The 21,097-nt window shown below is 73.7% G+C and carries 20 protein-coding genes and 1 tRNA gene; 9 read left to right on the top strand and 12 right to left on the bottom strand.

Annotation, left to right across the window (positions count from 1 at the left end; translation table 11 throughout):
• Positions 1 to 75 precede the first annotated feature (75 nt).
• The 6 genes from mnhG to ABD774_RS00975 are packed head-to-tail and all read right to left on the bottom strand — an operon-like array spanning position 76 to position 6,805.
• Positions 76 to 555: a monovalent cation/H(+) antiporter subunit G gene (gene mnhG / locus ABD774_RS01000; protein WP_345036619.1), complete on the bottom strand. Its 480-nt coding sequence runs from the start codon at positions 553 to 555 to the stop codon at positions 76 to 78.
• Positions 552 to 1,007: an MrpF/PhaF family protein gene (locus ABD774_RS00995; protein ID WP_345036617.1), complete on the bottom strand. Its 456-nt coding sequence runs from the start codon at positions 1,005 to 1,007 to the stop codon at positions 552 to 554. The genes mnhG and ABD774_RS00995 overlap by 4 nt, the downstream gene beginning before the upstream one ends.
• On the bottom strand, positions 1,004 to 1,672 hold the full coding sequence (locus ABD774_RS00990; protein ID WP_345036615.1) for a Na+/H+ antiporter subunit E: 669 nt from the start codon (positions 1,670 to 1,672) through the stop codon (positions 1,004 to 1,006). Before ABD774_RS00990 ends, ABD774_RS00995 begins: the two co-directional genes overlap by 4 nt.
• Positions 1,669 to 3,252 (bottom strand): Na+/H+ antiporter subunit D, encoded by a 1,584-nt coding sequence (locus ABD774_RS00985; protein WP_345036613.1) that lies wholly within the window; start codon positions 3,250 to 3,252, stop codon positions 1,669 to 1,671. Before ABD774_RS00985 ends, ABD774_RS00990 begins: the two co-directional genes overlap by 4 nt.
• Complete coding sequence (locus ABD774_RS00980; protein ID WP_345036957.1) at positions 3,249 to 3,767, bottom strand: Na(+)/H(+) antiporter subunit C; 519 nt, start codon at positions 3,765 to 3,767, stop codon at positions 3,249 to 3,251. Before ABD774_RS00980 ends, ABD774_RS00985 begins: the two co-directional genes overlap by 4 nt.
• Before the next feature lie 8 nt (positions 3,768 to 3,775).
• Positions 3,776 to 6,805 (bottom strand): Na+/H+ antiporter subunit A, encoded by a 3,030-nt coding sequence (locus ABD774_RS00975; protein ID WP_345036611.1) that lies wholly within the window; start codon positions 6,803 to 6,805, stop codon positions 3,776 to 3,778.
• Between the two features lie 243 nt (positions 6,806 to 7,048).
• Between ABD774_RS00975 and ABD774_RS00970 the strand changes: the two genes are divergently transcribed.
• Together ABD774_RS00970 and ABD774_RS00965 are read left to right on the top strand one after the other, a co-directional pair.
• Positions 7,049 to 9,403, top strand: coding sequence for a heterodisulfide reductase-related iron-sulfur binding cluster (locus ABD774_RS00970; RefSeq protein ID WP_345036955.1), 2,355 nt, complete (start codon positions 7,049 to 7,051; stop codon positions 9,401 to 9,403).
• Positions 9,400 to 10,689 carry an MFS transporter gene (locus ABD774_RS00965; RefSeq protein ID WP_345036609.1) on the top strand — a complete coding sequence of 430 codons (1,290 nt, stop codon included), beginning with the start codon at positions 9,400 to 9,402 and terminating at the stop codon, positions 10,687 to 10,689. The genes ABD774_RS00970 and ABD774_RS00965 overlap by 4 nt, the downstream gene beginning before the upstream one ends.
• 83 nt (positions 10,690 to 10,772) lie before the next feature.
• On the opposite strand, the gene ABD774_RS00960 is transcribed toward ABD774_RS00965, so the two are convergent.
• The 3 genes from ABD774_RS00960 to dcd all read right to left on the bottom strand — a co-directional run bounded on the left by ABD774_RS00960 (position 10,773) and on the right by dcd (position 13,393).
• Positions 10,773 to 11,609: a DUF2382 domain-containing protein gene (locus ABD774_RS00960; protein ID WP_345036605.1), complete on the bottom strand. Its 837-nt coding sequence runs from the start codon at positions 11,607 to 11,609 to the stop codon at positions 10,773 to 10,775.
• Positions 11,610 to 11,936: 327 nt separating this feature from the next.
• Positions 11,937 to 12,818, bottom strand: a complete 882-nt coding sequence (locus ABD774_RS00955; protein WP_345036603.1) for a hypothetical protein — start codon at positions 12,816 to 12,818, stop codon at positions 11,937 to 11,939.
• Complete coding sequence (gene dcd, locus ABD774_RS00950; RefSeq protein ID WP_345036952.1) at positions 12,815 to 13,393, bottom strand: dCTP deaminase; 579 nt, start codon at positions 13,391 to 13,393, stop codon at positions 12,815 to 12,817. Before dcd ends, ABD774_RS00955 begins: the two co-directional genes overlap by 4 nt.
• A gap of 188 nt (positions 13,394 to 13,581) precedes the next feature.
• Here dcd and ABD774_RS00945 point away from each other — a divergent pair.
• Positions 13,582 to 13,652: transfer RNA gene (locus ABD774_RS00945), tRNA-Gly, on the top strand.
• Positions 13,653 to 13,776: 124 nt separating this feature from the next.
• Here ABD774_RS00945 and ABD774_RS00940 read toward each other — a convergent pair.
• Entirely contained in the window at positions 13,777 to 14,007 is a 231-nt protein-coding gene (locus ABD774_RS00940) for a hypothetical protein (RefSeq protein ID WP_345036601.1), read from the bottom strand.
• On the bottom strand, positions 14,004 to 14,846 hold the full coding sequence (gene arsM, locus ABD774_RS00935) for an arsenite methyltransferase (protein WP_345036598.1): 843 nt from the start codon (positions 14,844 to 14,846) through the stop codon (positions 14,004 to 14,006). The genes ABD774_RS00940 and arsM overlap by 4 nt, the downstream gene beginning before the upstream one ends.
• Before the next feature lie 104 nt (positions 14,847 to 14,950).
• On the opposite strand from arsM, the gene ABD774_RS00930 reads away from it, so the two are divergent.
• Complete coding sequence (locus ABD774_RS00930; RefSeq protein WP_345036596.1) at positions 14,951 to 15,307, top strand: ArsR/SmtB family transcription factor; 357 nt, start codon at positions 14,951 to 14,953, stop codon at positions 15,305 to 15,307.
• 98 nt (positions 15,308 to 15,405) lie between these two features.
• Here ABD774_RS00930 and ABD774_RS00925 read toward each other — a convergent pair whose 3' ends face one another.
• Entirely contained in the window at positions 15,406 to 16,140 is a 735-nt protein-coding gene (locus ABD774_RS00925; protein WP_345036594.1) for a M50 family metallopeptidase, read from the bottom strand.
• A gap of 91 nt (positions 16,141 to 16,231) precedes the next feature.
• On the opposite strand from ABD774_RS00925, the gene ABD774_RS00920 reads away from it, so the two are divergent.
• From ABD774_RS00920 to ABD774_RS00900, 5 genes are all read left to right on the top strand, one after another.
• On the top strand, positions 16,232 to 17,194 hold the full coding sequence (locus tag ABD774_RS00920) for a TIGR03885 family FMN-dependent LLM class oxidoreductase (RefSeq protein ID WP_345036591.1): 963 nt from the start codon (positions 16,232 to 16,234) through the stop codon (positions 17,192 to 17,194).
• Positions 17,195 to 17,196: 2 nt separating this feature from the next.
• On the top strand, positions 17,197 to 18,882 hold the full coding sequence (locus tag ABD774_RS00915) for an alpha-amylase family protein (protein ID WP_345036589.1): 1,686 nt from the start codon (positions 17,197 to 17,199) through the stop codon (positions 18,880 to 18,882).
• Between the two features lie 438 nt (positions 18,883 to 19,320).
• Positions 19,321 to 20,037 carry a YqeB family protein gene (locus tag ABD774_RS00910; protein ID WP_345036587.1) on the top strand — a complete coding sequence of 239 codons (717 nt, stop codon included), beginning with the start codon at positions 19,321 to 19,323 and terminating at the stop codon, positions 20,035 to 20,037.
• Positions 20,038 to 20,169: 132 nt separating this feature from the next.
• Positions 20,170 to 20,631, top strand: coding sequence for a PPOX class F420-dependent oxidoreductase (locus ABD774_RS00905; RefSeq protein ID WP_345036583.1), 462 nt, complete (start codon positions 20,170 to 20,172; stop codon positions 20,629 to 20,631).
• The gene (locus ABD774_RS00900) at positions 20,628 to 21,089 is read left to right on the top strand and encodes a (deoxy)nucleoside triphosphate pyrophosphohydrolase (RefSeq protein WP_345036581.1); all 462 of its coding nucleotides are present in this window, start codon (positions 20,628 to 20,630) and stop codon (positions 21,087 to 21,089) included. The genes ABD774_RS00905 and ABD774_RS00900 overlap by 4 nt, the downstream gene beginning before the upstream one ends.
• Positions 21,090 to 21,097 lie beyond the last annotated feature (8 nt).

The raw sequence follows: 21,097 nt of genomic DNA, 5'->3' as shown, positions 1-21,097 counted from the left end.
GGATCGCACCGGCCTGCGGGCCGGGTGAGCCGGGCACGCACCGACCGGCCGGCCGGGTGAGCCGGCCCATGCCGGTCAGCGCGCGTCCGGTCCCGTACCCGCGGGCCCGTCGCCGGAACGCCCGTCGCCGGCGCGGGCGTTCTCCGACCGTGCGAGATCCCGGTCGAGCACCGCGATCCGCCGCTCGACCTCCTCGTCGGAGAGGTTCTCGGAGGCCTCGAGGTCCTGCGTGAGCTCGTCGACCACGAGGGCGTCGGAGTTCACCTTTCCCGTGCGGTAGCCGGCGCGGCCGACCATGTGCGCGGAGATCGGCGCGGTGATCAGCTGGAAGGCGACCACCAGCACCAGCGTCCACACGACCACGGGGTTGCGCACGGAGAGGGCGAGCCCCGCCATCATCAGGGTCAGGCCCAGGACCTGCGGCTTGGTGGCCGCGTGCATGCGGGAGAGCAGGTCGTTGAACCGCAGGACGGCGATCGCGGCGACGAGCGTGAGGGTGGAGCCGAGCACCAGGAGCACCGTTCCGGCGACGTCGGCGATGTCGGTGGCGGTCATCGGCCCCCCTCCGGCGCGTCGCGGTCGAGGCGGGCGTCCACCGACCGCGCCTCGGCCTCGTCGTCCGAGCCGTCGTCGGGGCCTTCGTCGGCGTCGGGGTCGTGGACCGGGGCGTCCTCGTCCGTGAGCGCGTGCTGCTGGGCGAGCACCTCGGCTAGCTCCTCCTTGGTCAGGATGCGGGCCTCCTCAGGTGCCTCGACGGCGGCGAAGCGTGCGATGGTCACCGACCCGACGAACCCGACGATGGCGAGCACCACGAGCACCGGGACGAGGTCGGTGCGGCCGGAGCGCGCGCTGATGAGGGCGACCGCACCCAGGACCGCGGCGGTGACGACGTCGAGCGCCACCACCCGGTCCAGCATGGTCGGGCCCTTCTCCATCCGGACGAGGGCCACCAGCGCGGCGAGGCCGATCACGACCAGGCAGTACGCGAACATCACCGTCGCCGTCATCGCCGTACCTCCCCGGTTGGCTGCGTGAGGCGGCCGGCGCGGCGGGAGGAGCCGGGCACGTACCCGGCGTCGATGAGCTCCGCCTTGGAGGCCACCGCGCGCAGGATGCGCTCCTCCTGCTCGAGGACGGTCCGGTGCGCCGCGTCGAGGCCGCCGTGCATCTCGACGTCGAACACGTGCAGGTAGAGGGTGCCGGTGACCCGGTGCGCCTCGACCACGATCGACCCCGGCACCAGGGACGAGAAGCCCGCGGTCGCGGTGAGGTAGGTGTCCGAGTGCGAGCGCAGCCGCACGCGGATGACGGCGCCGCGCGGCTGGCGCCCGGACAGCGCCATGGCGGAGATCTGCAGCGACGCCACGACGACGTCGTACGCGAAGCGCACCATCAGGACCACCACGCCCCACGGCCGGAACCGGCCGTCGAACGGCGTCCGCGGCAACGGGGCGACCGTGGTGACGAGCAGCGCCACCCCCAGGCCCGCCACGACGTTGGCAAGCGTGATGTCCCCCCACAGCAGCACCCACACGGCGGTCAGCCAGGCGAGCATGCCCCAGGACGCGCGGGGCCAGCGGGCCCTGCGCCGGTCGGGCTGCGGAGCCCCCGCGGGGTCCTCAGCGGGTGCGCCCGTGGGTCGGGGCGCGGGTGCGCCCGTGGCTCCGGTCATCGGCCCTCACCCCCGTCCGTCTCGCTCGTGCCCTCCGGCGTGCCGCGCTCGCCCTCCTCGGTCACCTCGGGCGACTGCCCGGTGCCGCGGCCGCCCTCGGGCAGCACGGAGACGATGTACGGCACGCGTGCCCGCAGGTCGCGCGCGGCCCGGTCGGTGTAGTCGTACAGCGGGCCGGCGAGCGCCGCCAGCAGCAGGGAGAAGACGACGAGACCGGCGGCCGGGCCCACCATGCCGCGCGGCGTCGTCGTCTCGGGCAGGGGCTCCGGGGCCTCCTGCCAGAACGCCATGTTCCACGTCTTGACGATCGCGTAGAGCGTCAGCAGCGACGTCACCAGCCCCCCGGCGATGAGCGTGTAGGACAGGCCCGAGCCGTCCTGCGCCGCCGCCTCGATCAGGCCCGCCTTGCCGAGGAACCCGCTCATGGGCGGGATGCCCGCGAGGTTCATGGCGGGCACGAAGAAGAGGACGGCCAGGAACGGTGCGAGGCGGGCGAGCGAGCCGAGCCGCACGAGCGACGTCGTCCCGCCGCGGCGCTCGATCAGCCCCGCGACGAGGAACAGGGCCGTCTGCACGGTGATGTGGTGGGCGACGTAGAAGATCGCCGCCGACAGGCCCGCCTCCGAGGCGGTGCCGATGCCCCAGATCATGAAGCCGATGTGGCTCACCAGGGTGAAGGACAGCAGACGCTTGATGTCCTCCTGCGCCACGGCGCCGAGGATGCCGACCACCATCGTGGCCAGCGCGACCACCTTGAGCAGGTCGTCGAGCCGTCCGTCCGGGAAGAGGAGCACCTGGGTGCGGATGATCGCGTAGACGCCGACCTTCGTCAGCAGGCCGGCGAACACCGCCGTCACCGGGGCGGGCGCCGTCGGGTAGGAGTCCGGCAGCCACGCCGAGAGCGGGAAGACGGCCGCCTTGATGCCGAACGCGACCAGCAGCATGAGCTGGAGGATCAGCTGCATGCCCGGGTCGATCTCCGGCAGCCGCATGGCCAGCTGGGCCAGGTTCACCGTGCCGGTGGCCGCGTAGATCAGCGCGATGCCGACGAGGAAGACGACGGAGCTGATCAGCGAGACCACCACGTAGATCGTCCCGGACCGGATGCGGTCGCGCGTGCCGCCGAGCGTGATGAGCACGAAGCTCGCCGCCAGCAGGATCTCGAAGCCGACGTAAAGGTTGAACAGGTCGCCGGAGACGAAGGTGTTCGAGACCCCGGCGGAGAGGACCAGGAACGTCGGGTGGTACACCGCCAGCGGGGCGCCCTCGTCCCCGTCCGCCACGCCCTGGGCGAGCGAGTACAGCAGGACCGCGAGGGTCACCGTCACGGAGACGACCAGCATGAGCGCGGCGAGCCGGTCCACCACGAGGGTGATGCCTACGGGCGAGGCCCAGCCGCCGACGTCGAGGACCATCGGCCCCGAGTTCACCCGCACCAGCAGCACCACGGAGACGGCCAGCACGACGGAGAGCACCGAGACCGACACGACGCCCTGCACCCGCGGGTAGCGGGCGAGCGCGAGGGCGGCCCCCGCGCCGATCAACGGCAGGACGACGGGCAGCGCGACGAGCCAGGTCACGGCTTGGCCTCCTCGTCGTCGGCGCCGATGGCGGCGGGGTGGTGCCCGGCACGGGCGTGCTCGTCCTCGCCGCGGGCCGTCTCGTCGCGGGTGCTGGCGGCGTCCTCGGCGAGGGTCGCGCCGGAGTCGTCGGTGACGCGCTCGGACAGCTCGTCGCGGGCCGCGCGGCGGGCGATGCGGCGGTCCTCGAGGTCGTCCTGCACCTCGTCGTGGCCGTTGAGCTGCCAGGAGCGGTACGCCATCGCGAGCAGGAAGGCGGTCATGCCGAGGGTGATGACGATGGCGGTGAGCACCATGGCCTGCGGGAGCGGGTCGGACATGTCCTCCGGCGCCGACTCCCCGAGGATCGGAGGCCCGCCGGCGCTGCCGCCGGCGACGAGCATGAGCACGTTGACCCCGTTGCCGATCAGGGCGATGCCGATGATGACCCGGCTCAGCGACCGCTCGAGGAGCAGGTAGACGCCGGTCGCGACCAGGACGGCGACGAGCACGACCAGCGTGATGCTGGGAGCCATGTCGATGTTCACCGGGCACCTCCTCGCGGGATCAGGGCCTCGTCCTCGCGGCGCGCGTCGGGCGCCGGGGCGGCGTCGTCGCGGATGCGGGCGGGGTCGTCGTAGGCGACGTCGGGGGCCTGGTTGCCCTCGATCTCGCCGTGGCGGTCCACCTCGGCCCCGAGCGAGCGCAGGATGTCGAGCACGAGCCCGATCACCACGAGGTAGACGCCCATGTCGAAGAACAGGGCGGTCGCCAGGTGGACGTCGCCGAAGATCGGCATGGTCAGGTCCACGACGGTCGACTGCAGGATCGTCCCGCCGAAGAGCACGGGCACGACGCCGGCCCCGGCCGAGAGGAAGAGCCCGCTGCCGAGCAGGTGCCCCGGGTGGACCGGGGCGGCCTCACCGAGCTCGTAGCGCCCGCCCGCCAGGTACCGCACGGTGAGCGCGACGCCGGCCACGAGGCCGCCGGAGAACCCGCCGCCGGGTGCGTTGTGGCCGGAGAACAGGAGGAAGACCGAGAAGACCAGCATGGTGTGGAACACCATCCGGGTGCCGACCTCGAAGATCACGGAGCGCCGCTGGGGCGGGACCGTGGACCCGGCGCTGAGCCAGGTGCGACCGCGGCCGGGGACCCGGCCGGGGCTCGGCCGGTCGAGCATGCCGCGGCGCAGGCGGGCACCGCCGTCGCTCTCCCCGGCGCCCCGGGTCCAGACCGGGCTCCGGCGGGCATCGGCCGCGCGGTCGATGTGGCCGATGCGGGTGCGCAGGAAGACGAGGGACGCGACGCCGGTGGCCGCCACGAGGATCACCGAGATCTCGCCCATGGTGTCCCAGGCGCGGATGTCGACGAGGGTGACGTTGACGATGTTCTTGCCGTAGCCGTACTGGTACGCCTCGTCGGGGTAGGCGACGGAGACCGGCGCGTGCACGCGCGCGCCGGCGGCCAGGACGCCGAGCAGCGCGGCGGTCAGACCGACGACGACGCCCAGGATGGCCCGCCACCAGCGGGACGTGGCCAGGGGCCGGTTGGAGAAGTACGCGGGCAGGCGGCGCAGCACGAGGACGAAGACGACGAGCGTGACCGTCTCGACCAGCACCTGCGTCAGCGCCAGGTCGGGCGCGCCGTGCAGCTCGTACAGCAGGGCGACGCCGTAGCCGGAGACGCCGAGCAGGAGCACCGCCTTGAGGCGGCGGCGGGCGCGGGCGGCGAGGACGGCGGCCACGGCGATGACGACGGCGGTGGCCAGCTGCGCCGGGCTGTCCCAGACGCGGAACCGCTCGGGCCAGGCGACCCCGCCGACCGACACGGCACCGAGGGCCACGACCAGGACGGTGATGAGGATCGTGGAGAGGTACGCGGGCAGCGAGCCGCGCTGGGTGAGCGCGGTGACGTCGGCGGAGACGTTGTCCAACGCGCGCAGGGACCTGCGGTACAGGCCCTCGGCGCCCTCGACGTCGCGGAAGGAGCGCTGGAACCGCTCGACCGGCCGGCGCCAGACGAACATGGCCGAGCCGAGCACGAGGACGGCAGCGGTGATCGCCAGCGGGACCCCGAACCCGCCCCAGAGCGTGAGGTGGCCGGCCTCGCCCGGGTAGGTGTCGGCGTAGGGCGCGAGGGAACGCTCGACCGTGCCGGGGACGAGCCCGGCGGCGAGGCTGAGGACGGCGAGCACCACCGGGGACGCCATGATCAGCCGGGAGGTGCGCTGGGCCTCCCGCTGCTCCACGCCGGGCTTGTCCCAGAACGCGCCCCACCACAGGCGCAGGCCGTAGGCGAGTGTCAGGACCGAGCCCACGGCCACGGCCGCGAGGGTCCACAGGTCGGTGCCGGTGCCCAGGTGCACCAGGGACTCGAGCGCCGCCTCCTTGGCGACGTACCCCAGCGTGGGCGGCACGCCGGCCATCGAGGCGACGGCGAGCGCGGCCGCCGCCGCAGCCACCGGCATCCGCCGCCCCAGGCCGGAGAGCTGGCGCAGGTCGCGGGTGCCGACGGACCAGTCGATGACACCGACCAGCAGGAACAGGCACGCCTTGAACAGGGCGTGCGAGAGCAGCATGGCGAGGCCGGCGAGGGCGACGGCGCGGTCGCCGTGCCCGACGAGCACGGTGATCAGGCCCAGCTGGGAGACCGTGCCGAAGGCGAGGATCAGCTTGAGGTCGTGCTGGCGCAGCGCGCGGTAGCCGCCGACGAGCATGGTGAGCACGCCGAGGCCGATCACCATCCAGCGCCACACCGCCTGGTCCGCGAGGCCGGGGGCCAGGCGCGCGACCAGGTAGACGCCGGCCTTGACCATGGCGGCGGCGTGCAGGTAGGCGCTGACCGGCGTCGGGGCGGCCATCGCGGCCGGCAGCCAGAAGTGGAACGGGACCTGGGCGGACTTGCTCAGCGCCCCGAGGAGCACGGCGCCGACGGCGACCGGGACCAGCGCCGGGTGGGCGCCGGCTCCGAGCTGGTCGGCGGCGGCCGAGGCGACGAGCTCGCTGAGCAGGTAGGAGCCGCCGTCGATCTCGCCCAGGACGATGAGCCCGCCCAGCATGGCCAGACCGCCGAGGGTGGTGACGATGATCGCCTGCATGGCCGCGCGCCGGGAGGACTGGCGCTCGTGGTAATGGCCGATGAGCAGGTAGGAGAAGACGGTCGTGAGCTCCCAGAACACGTACAGCATCAGGGAGTTGTCCGTGATCACCAGGCCGAGCATCGCCCCGGCGAACGCCACGAACACCCCGGCGAACCGGCCGAGGGCGGTGGCGGAGGCGGAGAAGTAGGCGGCGCAGTAGACCAGGACCAGCGCGCCGATGCCGCCGACGACCAGCACCATCAGCCAGGACAGGACGTCGAGCCGGAAGACCAGGTCGAGGTTCAGCGCGGGGACCCACGGCACCGACTGGACGGGGTGGTCCCCGGCGAGCACGCGGGGCGTCTGCGTCGCCGCCCACACCGCCGCGGAGGCCGGCACCGCGGCGAGGCCGATGAACGCCCGACGGCCGAAGCGGCCGACGACCACGGGCGCGAGCAGGGCCGCCACCACGTGGATCGCCAGCAGCTGTAGCACGGGCCGCTCCAGGAGCTCGGTATGCGGTCAGGTCAGTACGCCCCCGAACAACCCGGTGGACGAGAAGGCCCAGGCACCGAGCACGGTGCGGACAAGGGGATCTGGGCCAGTTTAACAACGGAGTGCCGGGCGGCCCTGGGGTGTTCGTCACCGTCGCAGGGCGGACCTGCGGCTGGTCCGGGCGTCGGCGCGCGGCGGTACCGTGTGCCGTGCCCCGAGCGAGGGGCCCCACCGGCCGGAAGGATCGCCGTGCTGCAGACCGTTCTGCTCGTGATCGTCGCGCTCGCGACGGTGGCCGCGCTCGCCGTGTTCGTCCGGGGGGCGGCGGCGATCGTGCGGCAGGTCCGCGTCGGGCGCCCGGCACCCGGTCGGCTCGCGCCGGCGGGGCGGCGCACCCTGACCCTGGTCTCGGAGGTCCTCGGGCACGGGCGGTTCCAGCACCGGCCGGCGGTCCGCGTGGCGCACTGGGCCGTGATGGTGTCCTTCCCGGTGCTGTTCCTCACCCTCGTGACCGGGTACGGCCAGCTGGTCGACCCGGGCTTCACGCTGCCGCTGGTCGGGCACCTCCCGCCGTGGGAGTGGCTGACGGAGACCATCGCGTGGCTGGGCCTGGCGGGCATCCTGTGGCTGATCCTGCTGCGCCTGCGGACGCAGCCGGACCGCGACGAGCCCGTCGAGGGAGCCCGGCGCTCGCGGTTCTTCGGCTCCACCCGCTGGCAGGCCTACGTCGTCGAGGCGGTCATCCTCGCCGTCGTCGTGTGCGTGCTGGCGCTGCGCGCCCTCGAGCACGCGTGGCTCTCGGGGGGCGGCCCGGCCGAGGCGGCCCTCGCGACGCCGCTGCACTTCCCGCTCACCGCCTGGCTCGGGGAGCTGCTGGCCGGCACCGACCGTGGTGTCCTCGCGGGCGCCATCGCCGCGGTGGCGGCCGTGAAGATCCTCGTCTCCTTGGCCTGGCTCGCCGTCGTCGGGCTCCAGCCCACGATGGGCGTGGCCTGGCACCGCTTCCTGGCCGTCGTCAACGTCTACGCCCGCCGGGAGCCCGACGGCGCACCCGCCCTCGGTCCGCTCCGGCCCGTCGTCGTCGACGGCCAGGAGCTGGACGTGGCGGCGCTCGAGGACCTGCCGGAGGACGCCACGCTCGGCGTCGGCCGCATCGAGGACTTCACCTGGAAGGGGCTGCTCGACTTCTCCACCTGCACCGAGTGTGGCCGCTGCCAGGAGCAGTGCCCGGCCTGGAACACCGGCAAGCCGCTCTCCCCCAAGCTCTTCACGCTCGCGCTGCGCGACCACGCGGCCGCCTCGGCACCGTTCCTGCGGGCGGCTCGCGCTTCCGGCGGGTCCTCCGGCCCGGACGGGCCGGGGGCCGCCGGCTCCGGCGTCGCCGCGGGCTCTCACGCCGCGGGCTCTCGCGCCGCCGGTCCCGACGCGGCCGGCTCCGGCGTCGCCGCCGCCCTCGCCGGGCACGACCGCTTCCGCCCGCACACCGGGGACGTCCTCGGCGCGCTCGTCGCCGCCGGCGCGACCGGGCCGGACGGGGTCGCCGCCGTCCCCTCCGCACTGGTGCCGGACGTCATCGACCCCGACGTGCTGTGGGCCTGCACCACCTGCGGGGCGTGCGTGCAGCAGTGCCCGGTGGACATCGAGCACGTCGACCACATCCTCGACCTGCGCCGGCACGAGGTCCTCATGGCCTCCGCGTTCCCGGCCGAGCTGGGCCAGATGTTCAAGAAGCTCGAGTCCAAGGGCAACCCCTGGGGCATGGCGCCGCGCAAGCGCCTCGACTGGGCCAAGGACCTGGAGTTCGAGGTGCCCGTGGTGGGGGCCGACGTCGAGTCCGCCGCCGAGGTGGACTACCTGTTCTGGGTGGGCTGCGCCGGTGCCTTCGAGGACCGCGCGAGGCGCACGACCCGCGCCGTCGCCGAGCTGCTGCACACGGCGGGCGTGACCTTCGCCGTCCTCGGCGACGGGGAGTCCTGCACCGGCGACCCGGCGCGCCGGTCCGGCAACGAGCTGCTCTTCCAGATGCTCGCCGCTCAGAACGTCGAGACCCTCGCCGAGGCCGGCGCCACGAGGATCGTCGTCACGTGCGCCCACTGCTTCAACACCCTCGCGCGGGAGTACCCCCAGCTCGGCGGGCGCTACGAGGTGCTCCACCACACCCAGCTCCTCAACCGCCTCGTGCGCGAGGGACGGCTCCGCCCGGTCCCGCCCCCGCCCGGGGCCGACGACGCTCGCACCGTCACCTACCACGACCCCTGCTACCTCGGCCGCCACAACCAGGTCTACGCCCCGCCGCGCGAGCTGCTCGGCGCGCTGGAGGGCGTGCAGGTGGCCGAGATGCCCCGGTCGGGCGTGGACGCCATGTGCTGCGGGGGCGGCGGGGCGCGGGTGTGGATGGAGGAGAAGATCGGCACCCGCGTCAACGTCGAGCGCGCCCGCGAGGCGGCGGGGACGGGCGCCTCGGCCGTGGCCACCGCGTGCCCGTTCTGCACCACGATGCTCTCCGACGGCGTGGCCGCCAACGGCGACGACGTCGAGGTCCTCGACGTGGCCCAGCTGCTCCTCGCCGGCGTCCGGCGCGGCGAGGAGCGCGCGTGAGCGACCCGGAGCCGCGCGGCGCGTGGCTGGAGCTGCCCGAGGTCGTCAGCGCGCGCCGTCGCACGCTGACCACCCTGCTGGTCGCGCAGGTGCTCGGCACCCTCGGGATCGGCGCGGCCCCCTCGGTGGGGGTGCTCCTGGCCGAGCAGGTCACGCAGTCGGAGACGTGGGCCGGGATCGCCCGGTCCTCGACGACGGTGGGTGCCGCCCTCGCGGCCTTCCCCCTCGGCGCCCTCGCGGCGCGGTGGGGGCGTGCCGGGTCGCTGACCCTCGCGTGGACGGTGGCCGCCCTCGGCACCGTCCTGCTGGTGGGGGCGGCCCAGACCGGCTCCACGGTGCTCCTCGTGCTCGGCATGCTCGGGACCGGCGCCGGGACGGCGGCCGGCCTGCAGTCGAGGTTCGCCGCCACCGACCTCGCGGAGCCGGCGCACCGGGCGCGCAGCCTCGCGCTGGTGGTCTGGATCGGCACGCTCGGGGCCGTGGTCGGGCCCAACCTCGGGGTGCCCGGCGAGTGGGTCGAGGAGCGGCTCGGGCTCGCTCCGTTGGCGGGGGCCTTCGCGATCGGCGCGGTGCTGCTGGCCGTGACGGCCGCTGTCGTCACGCTCGGGCTGCGGCCCGACCCGCTCCTGACGGCGCAGCGGCACACCGCCGTCGACGCCGTTCCCGGGGGCGGTCCCCCGGTCCCCGGCAAGGCCGGCGTGGCGGCGGCGATGCGGGAGGTGCGCGCCTCGCCCGCCGGGACGCTGGCGCTGGCGTCGCTGGTGCTGGCGCACGTGGCGATGGTCTCCGTGATGACGATGACGCCGGTGCACCTGGCCCACCTCGGGCACGGCGTCGGCGTGGTCGGGCTGACCATCAGCCTGCACGTGCTGGGCATGTTCGCGCTCGCGCCGGTGGTCGGCGCCGCGGCGGACCGCTTCGGCCAGGTGCCGACCATCGTGGCCGGCCAGCTCGTCCTGATGCTCGCCGCGGCGGTCAACCTGCTCGGCGCCTCCTCCACCACCGCCGTGGCCACCGGCCTGTTCCTGCTCGGCCTCGGCTGGTCGGTGGTGACGGTGCCCGCCTCCGCGCTGCTGTCGCAGTCGGTGCCGGCCCGCTCGCGCCCGCTCGTGCAGGGCACCGGTGACGCGCTGATGAACGCGGCCGCGGCGGTCGGCGCCATCGTCTCCGGCCCGCTGCTGGCGGTCGCGGACTTCCCCGGCCTCGCCGTCGTCTCCGGGCTGTGCGTGGTGCCGGTGCTGATCCTCGTGGCCAGGGCGAGGCGCGCCCTGCCTCAGCGCCGCTGACGCGCGGCGAGGGCCCGGCCGGTGGCCGGGCCCTCGCTCTCAGACCGTGCCGCTCGGTGGCGGCTCTCGGGTCAGGCGTCTCGTCAGATGCGGTCGCGGCGGTCGCGGTCCAGGTCGCGGTCGGCGTCGATGTCGGCGTCGACCCGCTCCTTGCGGACCTCCTCGCTCACCTGGCGGTCCTCCACCACGGTGTCCTTGTCGAGGCTGACGCGCTCGACCGGCACGGTCTCCTTGTCCACGACGACCTCGTCCTCGTGCAGCGTCACCTCGGCCTCGTCGTCGCCGAAGGCGCCGGCGGTGGTGTCCCCGGGGCGGATCGGCTCACGCTCGACGCGGACCTCCTCGCGGGTGACCGGGACCGTCTTGGTGACGTGCTCGGTGACGGTGTACTTGCGCAGCCGGGCCTTGCCGGCCTCGCGGCGCCGGGTGCCGATGTCGACCTGCTCCTCGGAGCGAACCACGGAGGCGTCGCGGTCGCGGTCCAGGTCAGCGGTGCCCCGGGTGCCGGCGACGCCGGTCGTGGCGTCGTAGTCGGCCGTGCGGGTGGTGTCGTAGTCGGTCGTGCGGGTGGTGTCGTAGCCGGCCGTCCCGTACGCGGAGCCGGTCTCGAGCCCGTAGTAGCGGTAGAGCTCGTCCTCCTCCTCGACGCTCAGGTGCTGGTCGACGTCGATCCGGGGCGCGTCCTTGACCTGGTCCTTGGTGTAGGGCACATGGACGTCGTCGCCCTGGACGGTCGCGCGGTCCAGCGGCACGAAGGTCTCCGACGTGCCGAAGAGGCCGGTCTTGACGGTGACCCAGTTCGGGGTGTTGGTCTCGTCGTCCAGGAAGACCTGGCCCACGGTGCCGATCTTGTCGCCGTCCTGCGCGTACACGGTGGCCTTGCGGTCGATGAGGTTCTGAACCTGCTCAGTGGTAACCATCAGCTGATGCACTCCTTCTGGTTCGGAAGTTCACAACGCTTGCTGCACCGTTCTCGGGTGAAGTGCGCTCGAGGTTGGCCTCGGACTAGACGGTAGGCACCGCTCCACGAACCGCGCCACCCGAACGCGCCACAATCGCTTCACCGTGCGTGGGGCACGCGACGTCCAGTGACCTTTCGGCGACTTCTCAGCGGTCCACTGGTACGCCGCTCACCTGCGACGACACCCGCCAATCGCGCCACGATCGCGTCACCCGACGGCGGCGCAAGCGTCAGGACAGATTTTCAGCGCTCGGGCGTGTCGCCTTGGGCGTGTCGGTCCTGCGACTCAGCCGTCGAGGTCCGCAGGGTCCACGAGGAAGCCGTCGTCGTCGCTGATCTCGCCGCCGACGACGGCGTGGAGCGCGACGGCGGCCCGCTCGATCAGGTCGGCGGCCTCGGCCCGGGCACGACGCTGCCCGAGCGGCGGGCGCGCGGCGAAGGCCGTCTCCGGGTGGGCCGGGCGCCAGCGCAGCTCGTAGGTGACGACGCCGTCGGCCGCCCACTCCTCGCCGCGCAGCACCGTGGGCGTGCGGGCGGAGCCGGAGGCGATGAGCTCCACCAGATCACCGCCGGCGAGCTCCGAGACGATCCCGTAGCCCTGGAGGTCCGCGGCCGCGGCGTCGGGAACGTCGTCGAGGAGGGAGCGCACGTGCGGGAGGGACTGCTGAAGCACCTGGAGGCAGGCGTCGTGGTCGAGCCAGACCGGGGCCAGCACGGTGAGGTCGGTGGCCGCCTCCGGGTCGGGCACGACGACGGCGCCCGAGCCGGCCAGGCGCAGCGCCCCGCCGAGGCGGCGGGCGAAGGCGCGCAGGTGGTCGAGCGACTCCTGCTCGACGCCCACGGGGACGCCCTCCGGGAAGGCGTCCAGCAGCGGGTCGATCCCGCGCAGCTCGGCCGGGAGCGGTCCGCCGCGCTGGACGGGGCACCGGAGGAGATAGGCGTCTGCCGACCAGGCGGGCAGGTCGAAGGCCGCGCGGAGGTCGGCGTCCAGAGACCAAGGCCCGGTCAGGTGCACACCGGGGGCGAGCCGCAGGTCGGCGTCGCCCGCCCACGACGCCGTCTCGCTGCGGGAGACGGCGAGCGCCTCCAGCTCGTCGGGGTGAATGTCGGCGGGCAGCACCAGCAGGTGGTGCGGCTCGGCGAGCGTGCGGACGAGCGGCGCGCTCACTCGACCGGCGTCCGGTGGAAGTTGAGGTACGAGCGCGAGGCGGTGGGGCCGCGCTGGCCCTGGTAGCGCGAGCCCTTCGCGCCGGAGCCGTACGGGTGCTCGGCCGCCGAGGAGAGCTGGAAGAAGCACAGCTGCCCGATCTTCATCCCGGGCCACAGCATGATCGGCATGGTCGCCGTGTTCGAGAGCTCGAGGGTCACGTGCCCGGTGAAGCCGGGGTCGATGAAGCCGGCCGTGGAGTGGGTGAGGAGGCCCAGGCGGCCCAGGGAGGACTTGCCCTCCAGGCGCGCCGCGATGTCGTCGGGCAGCGTCACCTGCTCGTAGGTGGCCCCGAGCACGAACTCGCCCGGGTGAAGGATCAGCGGGTCGTCCGGTCCGGCGTCGACCAGGCGGGTCAGCTCTGGCTGGTCCTGGGACGGGTCGATGACCGGGTACCGGTGGTTGTCGAACAGCCGGAAGTAGCGGTCGAGGCGCACGTCGAGGCTCGCGGGCTGGATCATCTCGGGCTCGTACGGGTCCAGCCGGACGCGGCCGGAGTCGAGCTGAGCACGGATGTCACGGTCGGAGAGCAGCACGGCGACCATCCTGCCACCGCCCGGCGGCCCGTCCGGCGACCGTCCGGGCCGACGTCGCGGCGCACGGTCACGTCCTCGCGGGGCGTCGGCCGGTCCGTTGCGGCGCAGGTCACGCCGCGCCCCGGGGCCGGATTTCGTACTTCGCACCCGTCGTTGGGTATAGTGGCGGCGCGCTCACGAGGCGCGCTGCGGGTGTAGTTCAATGGTAGAACATCAGCTTCCCAAGCTGATAGCGCGGGTTCGATTCCCGTCACCCGCTCTCGAGCAGAGGCAGGAGCCGCACCGGACGATCGGTGCGGCTCCTCTCGTCTCCGGGCCCCAACCCTCTCCGGCCCCGGCCGCCCCACCGACCGTCGACCGTGGTCCCGCGCTGCCGGCCCCCGTCAGCAGGCCGGGCACGGCACCGCCGACGCGTCACGCTCGCGCAGCGCGTCCGCCACCCGCGCCTCGCGACCGCGCAGCGCGCCGGCCACCCGGGCCCAGGCGGCGCGTCGCGGGAGCTCCCGCTCGCGACGCCGCAGCTCGCCGGCCGCTCGCCGGTGCATCGCGCGGCGCGCCTCCTCCTCCAGGTCCCGCGCACGGACGTCGTGCAGATAGAGCCAGATGTCGTTCATCGGAGCTGCTCCTTGGTGCTGTCGGTGGTGAGTGGCTTGCGGGCGCGGACGATCGCGCCGTGCATCTGCGGGGCGGCCTCGTGGGTGAAGGTGACCTCGGCGTCGACGAAGCCGGCGGCGCGCAGGCCGTCGAGGTACTCCGCGCGGGAGAGCGCGCCGGCGATGCAGCCGACGTCACTGCCCCGCTCGGCCCGCTGGGCCGGGGTGAGGTGGTCCTCGGCGACGACGTCGCTGACGCCGATCCGGCCGCCGGGGACGAGCACGCGGAACATCTCGGCGAGCACGGCCGGCTTGTCGCCGGACAGGTTGACGACGCAGTTCGAGATGACCACGTCAACGGCCGCGTCGGGCAGCGGCACGTCCTCGATCGTGCCGGCGAGGAACTCGACGTTCGTCGCGCCGGCCTCGGCGGCGTTGGCTCGCGCGAGCTCGAGCATCTCCTCGGTCATGTCGACGCCGTACGCGAAGCCCTCCGGGCCGACGCGGCGGGCGGAGAGCAGCACGTCGATGCCACCGCCCGAGCCGAGGTCCAGCACCCGTTCGCCGGGGCGGAGGTCGGCGACCGCCACCGGGTTGCCGCACCCGAGGGAGGCGAGCACGGCCGGCTCGGGGAGCGCGGCGCGGTCCCGTGCGTCGTAGAGCCGCGCACCGAAGGTCTCGTCCGTGCCGGTGGCGTCCTGGGTGCAGCACCCGGAGCCGCCCGTGGCGGTGTCGCCACAACATCCGGACCCGCCCGCGGCGGTGTCGCCGCAGCACCCGGCCCCCGTGGCGCGCACCGCCGTCGCCGCGGCCGCGTACCTGGTCCTGACCCGCTCGCGCAGGTCGTCCGTCCCATCCATCGAGAGATCCTTCCATCCATCGTCGTCGATGTATGGACGATGGCACAGGTATCGACACTCGTCAATATCGACAGCGATCAATCTTGACGCGTATCGTGACGCCCATGAGCACCCTCCCATCCCTGCCGCTGGCCGCGGAGCCCTGCTGCGCGCCGCTCGTCCACGAACCGATCGCCGACGACGCCGCCCTCCAGCTCGCCGCGCGCCTCAAGGCACTCGCCGAGCCGACCCGTCTTCGCCTGCTCTCCCTCATCGCGGCCGCCCCGGACGGCGAGATGTGCGTGTGCGACCTGACCGAACCGGTCCAGCTCAGCCAGCCGACGGTGTCCCACCACCTCAAGGTGCTCGTCGACGCCGGCATCCTCACGCGGGACAAGCGCGGCGTGAACGTGCACTACGCCCTGGTCCCGGGCGCGCTGGACTCCCTCGCGACCGTCCTCGCGACGCCGGCGCGCGGCTGAGGTCGGGTTCGGCTCTCGCGAGCGGCCAGGCGTTCGGACGCTGACCGTGGGTCGGAACTGTCAGACGTCTGACGGTTCCAGGCGGCCTCCGCCCGGACTCAGGCGAGACCGGCGAGCGCCAGCGACGGGGCCAGCGCGAACCACGTCGCGAGCCCGAGGACGACGGCGAAGCTGAGGATCCAGCACCAGCGCGGCACCCGCGTCAGGCCGGCGAGGACGGTGGCGTCCGACCCGGGCGACCGGCTGCCCAGGAGCGCCCCGAGGTGGCGCCACGCCCCGACCAGCAGGAACAGGCCCACGCCGAGGAGCAGGGCCGCCTGCAGCGGCGCGCTCCCCCACCACCAGAGCGCGCCCGTGCCGGCCGTCAGCAACACCATGACCAGGGCGGTGTACCAGGACCGCACCCGCAGGATCGAGACCAGGAGCACGAGGGCGGCAACCCCGAGCAGGGTGGGCGCCCAGCCCGTGCCGGCGGCGCGCACCAGCACCGCCCCGACCAGAGCCGGGGCCGGGTAGCCGGCCCAGGTCGAGGCCACCCGCCCCGCCCCGCGGGCCCGCCCGACCGTGACCGCGTGGCCCGACATGTCGGCGCGGAGCACCAGGCCCGTGAAGCGGCGCCCGAGCAGGACGCCGACGAGCCCGTGGCCGAGCTCGTGCACCACCGTGACCACCACCCGCAGGTGGCGCCACAGCGGGGGCAGCGCGACGGCCGCGACGACGGCGGCCAGCACCACCGCGAGGACCACCGGGCTCTCGGCCGGGACCGGGCCGGGCTGGAGGCGGGACCAGGCCTGCGCGAGCCAGGCCCCGACGTCGTCCATGGTCTCTCCCACGGGTCCCATCCTCCCCCGGAGGAGCGGCGATCCCGCGCACCGGCGGGCGCTCGGGAGGCGGACCTGCCCGGTTGGCAATAGACAAGGGGCCGTGACCACCTACGGCTTCCACTGCTCGCACGAACAGATAGCGCCGAGCCAGCTGCTCGCTGACGTCCAGGCCGCGGAGCGCGCCGGCTTCGACATGGCGATGTCCTCGGACCATTTCTTCCCGTGGAGCTCCCGGCAGGGCCACTCGGGCTTCACGCTGTCCTGGCTCGGCGCGGCCCTGGCGACGACGTCGCTGCGTATCGGCTCGGTCAACGCGCCCGGCCAGCGCTACCACCCGGCCATCGTCGCCCAGGCGACCGCCACCCTCGGGGAGATGTTTCCCGGAAGGTACTGGGTGGCGCTCGGGTCCGGGCAGGCGATGAACGAGCACATCACCGGCGACCGCTGGCCCGACAAGGAGACCCGTGTGCGGCGCCTGGAGGAGTGCGTGGACGTGATCCGGCGCCTCCACGCCGGGGAGGACGTCAGCCACGACGGCCTGGTGCGGGTGGACCGGGCCCGCCTGTACGACGTGCCCGCCGAGCCCGTGCCGCTGCTGGCGACGGCGATCACCGCGCCCACCGCGGCGCGCGCGGCCGCGTGGGCGGACGGGATGATCACGATCAACCAGCCCCACGAGAAGCTGCGCGAGGTGGTCGCCGCCTACCGCGACAACGGCGGCCGCGGGCCCCTCGCGCTCCAGCTGCACCTGTCGTGGGCGCCGACCCGCTCGGAGGCCGAGGCGATCGCCCACGACCAGTGGCGCTCGAACGTCTTCGACGCCCCGCTCAGCCTGGACGCCGACACCCCTGAGCACTTCGACGCCGCGAGCCGCGACGTCACGGTGGCCACGGTCGAGGGCGCGGTGCGCGTCTCGGCCGAGCCGGCGCAGCACGTGGAGTGGATCCGCGAGTACGCCGCCCTCGGCTTCGACGAGATCTACCTGCACTTCGTCGGCCAGCAGCAGGCCCGGTGGCTCGACGTTGCCGCCACCGAGGTCCTCCCCGCCCTCAAGGAGTCCTGACCGTGCGCATCACCGACACCTCCGACCTGTGGTGGAAGAACGCCGTCATCTACTGCCTCGACGTCGAGACGTTCTTCGACTCCGACGGCGACGGCGTGGGCGACTTCGCCGGCCTCGCCCAGCGCGTGGACTACCTGTCCGAGCTCGGGGTCACGTGCCTGTGGCTCATGCCCTTCTACCCGACTCCGGGCAAGGACGACGGCTACGACGTCTCCGACTTCTACGGCGTCGACCCCCGCCTCGGCACCCACGGCGAGGTGGTCGAGCTGGTCCGCACCGCCAAGGACCGCGGCCTTCGGGTCATCGTCGACCTCCTCGTGAACCACACCTCGGACCAGCACCCGTGGTTCAAGGAGGCCCGGAAGAGCAAGGACAACCCCTACCGCGACTACTACGTGTGGCGCTCCGACCCGCCGCCCGACACCTCCGACCAGGTGGTCTTCCCCGACCAGGAGGACTCCATCTGGGAGAAGGACGAGAAGACCGGCGAGTGGTACCTGCACCACTTCTACAAGCACCAGCCCGACCTCAACATCGCCAACCGCAAGGTCCAGGACGCCATCGCCAAGGTCATGGGGTTCTGGCTCCAGCTCGGCATCGACGGCTTCCGGGTGGACGCGGTGCCGTTCTTCCTCAACGACCTCGGGATGTCCGAGCGGGAGAAGCACGACTTCTCCGAGCCGCACGAGTACCTGCGCGCCCTGCGTCAGTTCCTCCAGCGCCGCAGCGGCGACGCGATCCTGCTCGGGGAGGTCAACGTCCCGTTCGAGGACCAGGTGGCGTTCTTCGGCGGCACCAACGGCGACGAGCTCACCATGATGTTCGACTTTGTCGGCATGCAGGCCATCTACCTGTCCATGGCGCGGGCCGACGCCCGGCCGCTGGCCGAGGCGCTGCGGCAGCGCCCCCTGGACCGGATCTCGCCGGACTCGCAGTACGCGAACTTTCTGCGCAACCACGACGAGCTCACCCTCGACAAGCTCTCCGAGGACGAGCGCCAGGAGGTCTTCGCCGCCTTCGGCCCGGAGCCGGAGATGCAGCTCTTCGGCCGGGGCCTCAAGCGCCGGCTGCCGACCATGCTCGAGGGCGACCCGCGACGCCTCAAGATGGCCTACTCGCTGCTCTTCGCGCTCCCGGGCACCCCCGTGCTCTTCTACGGCGAGGAGATCGGCATGGGCGAGAACCTGGAGCTGCCGGGCCGCATGGCCGTGCGCACGCCGATGCAGTGGACCGCCGAGCCGGACGCCGGTTTCTCCACCGCCCCCGCGCGCAAGCTCGTCGCCCCGATCGTCACGGGCGGCTTCGGGCCCGAGCACGTCAACGTCGCGTCGGCGCGGCACGACCCGGACTCGCTGCTGCGGCACATCACGCTCATGGCCCAGCGGTACCGGGAGTGCCCGGAGCTGGGGTGGGGCGACTTCCGTGTCCTCGAGCAGCCGGTGACCGCCGTGCTGGCGCACCGGTGCACGTGGGACGAGGCATCCATGGTGCTGCTGCACAACCTCGACCCCGAGTCGGTGGTGGTGCCCCTGACCCTCGACGACGACGAGGAGGGCACCCTGCTCGTCGACCTGCTCCAGGAGGGCGAGTGCCGCCTCGACGAGCGCCGCCGCGTGGAGCTGGCGCTGGACGGGTACGGCTACCGGTGGCTGCGCGTGCAGCGCCCCGGTGACCGCCGCCTGCCGTAGTTCGGCACGCCCGGTCTCCGTCGTCCGGTGCCCCACCACCACCCGCCGCGCGTCATCACCCGCCGCGTGCCGGCACCCGCCGCGCCGTCATCACCCACCGCGCCGTCATCACCCACCGGGCAAGAGGTTCTGCGCCCAGACTGCCTGTTTGAACCTTCTGGCTCGACACGGGAGCTCTTGCTCGGCGCGATGGCCGGCGCGCCACCGTCGGCCCGGCGTCGGAGGGTGGCGACGGCGCAGTTCCGGCCGGTGGTCCACGTCCGTGGGACTCGGACCTCAGGGGCCGGCGGCGCGGCACCTTAGGGGGAGACCCCTACGACCGGGGCAGCAGAGGATCAGGGTTCTTTCATCCCAAAAGGTGATGCACCGGCCCGATCCCGCACGGCACGCTTGGCGTGTCGGGCGGCTCGCGCCGCGGCACGGGATGAGGAGGCACACATGGGCGGCGCCACGTCGGTCCGGCTTCCCCGTCGTCTGCGGACCGCCCTCTTCGTCGGCCACCCCACCGCCGGGCTGCTGCTCGGCCTGCTGGCCGGCCTGGGCCTGGAGTGGCTGGCGCAGGCCAGCACCGGCTTCGACGGCCTGCTCGGCGCCGGCACCCACGTGGGCGAGCCGGTGGCGCTCGGCGTCATGGCAGGCCTCGGGTGCCTGGTGGGAGTCCTGCTCGCGGTGACGATCTACGGCGAGTCCCTGCGGGCCCGGGTCAGCCGCCGCTCCCTCACCCTGGAGTGGGACGACGCCCGGGTCAGCGTGCCGCGCCACCTCGTCTCCGCCGTCGTGCTGGCCGAGGACCTCGTGCTGATCGGCCCCGGCACCGTCGAGCTGGCCCGGGTCCGGCTCGACGTGGACCGCGCCGCGCTGCGCCGCGCGCTCGACGCGCACGGGTACCCAGAGCCGCTCACCGAGGACCCGCACGAGGAGGCGTTCGCCCCCGTGTGCCCGGCGAGCGGGCTCACCACCTCCGACCTGCGCCTCCTCGAGGCACGCTCCGCCGCCCTGACCGACGGCGCCCACGGCGACGCCGAGCTGCTCCGCCGCCAGCTCGCCGCGCGCGGGATCATGGTCCGCGACCTCCACCGCCCCGGCCGGCGCAGCGCCGGTCAGCAGTGGCGTGCCGTCGAGAGCCTGCTGGCGCCCCACGCCGCCGCCGCGTAGCACGCCGCCGCCCAGAACGCCGCCACCGCGTCACGCGGGAGCCCCTCGCCGCGTCACGCGGGAGCCCCGCGACCGATCTGGACCCATCTGCGCGACGGAGGCGGTGTCCCAGCCCCGTTAGGCTCCGGAGTCATGGCCAGGAAGATCGCGACCGCGACCACCGTCTCGCGCGAGGAGATGCAGGAGTTCGTCGCCGCGCGGCACCACGCCGTGCTGCTCACCCACCGTGCGGGCGGCGGCGTACAGCTCAGCCCGGTCACGTGCGGGCTCGACGACGCGGGCCGCGTGGTCGTGTCCACCTACCCCGAGCGAGCCAAGGCGGTGAACCTCCGGCGCGACCCGCACGCCTCCCTGTGCGTGCTCTCGGACGACTTCGACGGGCCCTGGATCCAGCTGGACGGCACGGCGGAGGTGCTGGACCTGCCGGAGGCGCTCGAGCCGCTCGTGGAGTACTACCGCTCGATCGCCGGCGAGCACCCCGACTGGGACGAGTACCGGCGAGCCATGCAGCAGCAGGGCAAGTCCCTCGTGCGGGTCACCGTGGAGTCGTGGGGCCCGGTCGCCACCGGCGGCTTCCCCGCGAGGCTGGTGTGAGCGGGGCCGCACCCGACGCCGAAGCCGCCGACGGCACCGCCGCGCAGCCCCGGCGGCTCGTGGTCGCCGCGGCGATCGTCGACTCGCTCGACCGGCCGACGTCGATGCTGTGCGCCCGCCGCTCCGCCCCCGCCGCGCTGGCCGGCAAGTGGGAGCTGCCTGGCGGCAAGGTCGAGCCGGAGGAGAGTCCGGTGGCCGCGCTGCACCGCGAGCTAGCGGAGGAGCTGGGGGTCCAGGTTCGCCTCGGCCCGCAGGTGCCGGCCGACGACGGCGCCGACTGGCCGATCCTGGACCACCTGAGGATGCGGGTCTGGCTGGCGGAGATCACCGACGGCGCGGCCGCGCCCCTGCAGGACCACGCCGAGCTGCGCTGGGTGGGTCGCGAGGCCCTCGAGGATCTCGACTGGCTGGAGCCGGACCGTCCGATCGTCAGGGCGCTGCGGGACGCGACGGCCTGAGCCGTCGC

It is taken from the genome of Georgenia daeguensis, assembly GCF_039537705.1.
Classification (GTDB): domain Bacteria; phylum Actinomycetota; class Actinomycetes; order Actinomycetales; family Actinomycetaceae; genus Georgenia; species Georgenia daeguensis.
The sequence above is the reverse complement of the archived record's forward strand: the minus strand, read 5'-3'. Positions and strand labels throughout refer to the sequence as shown.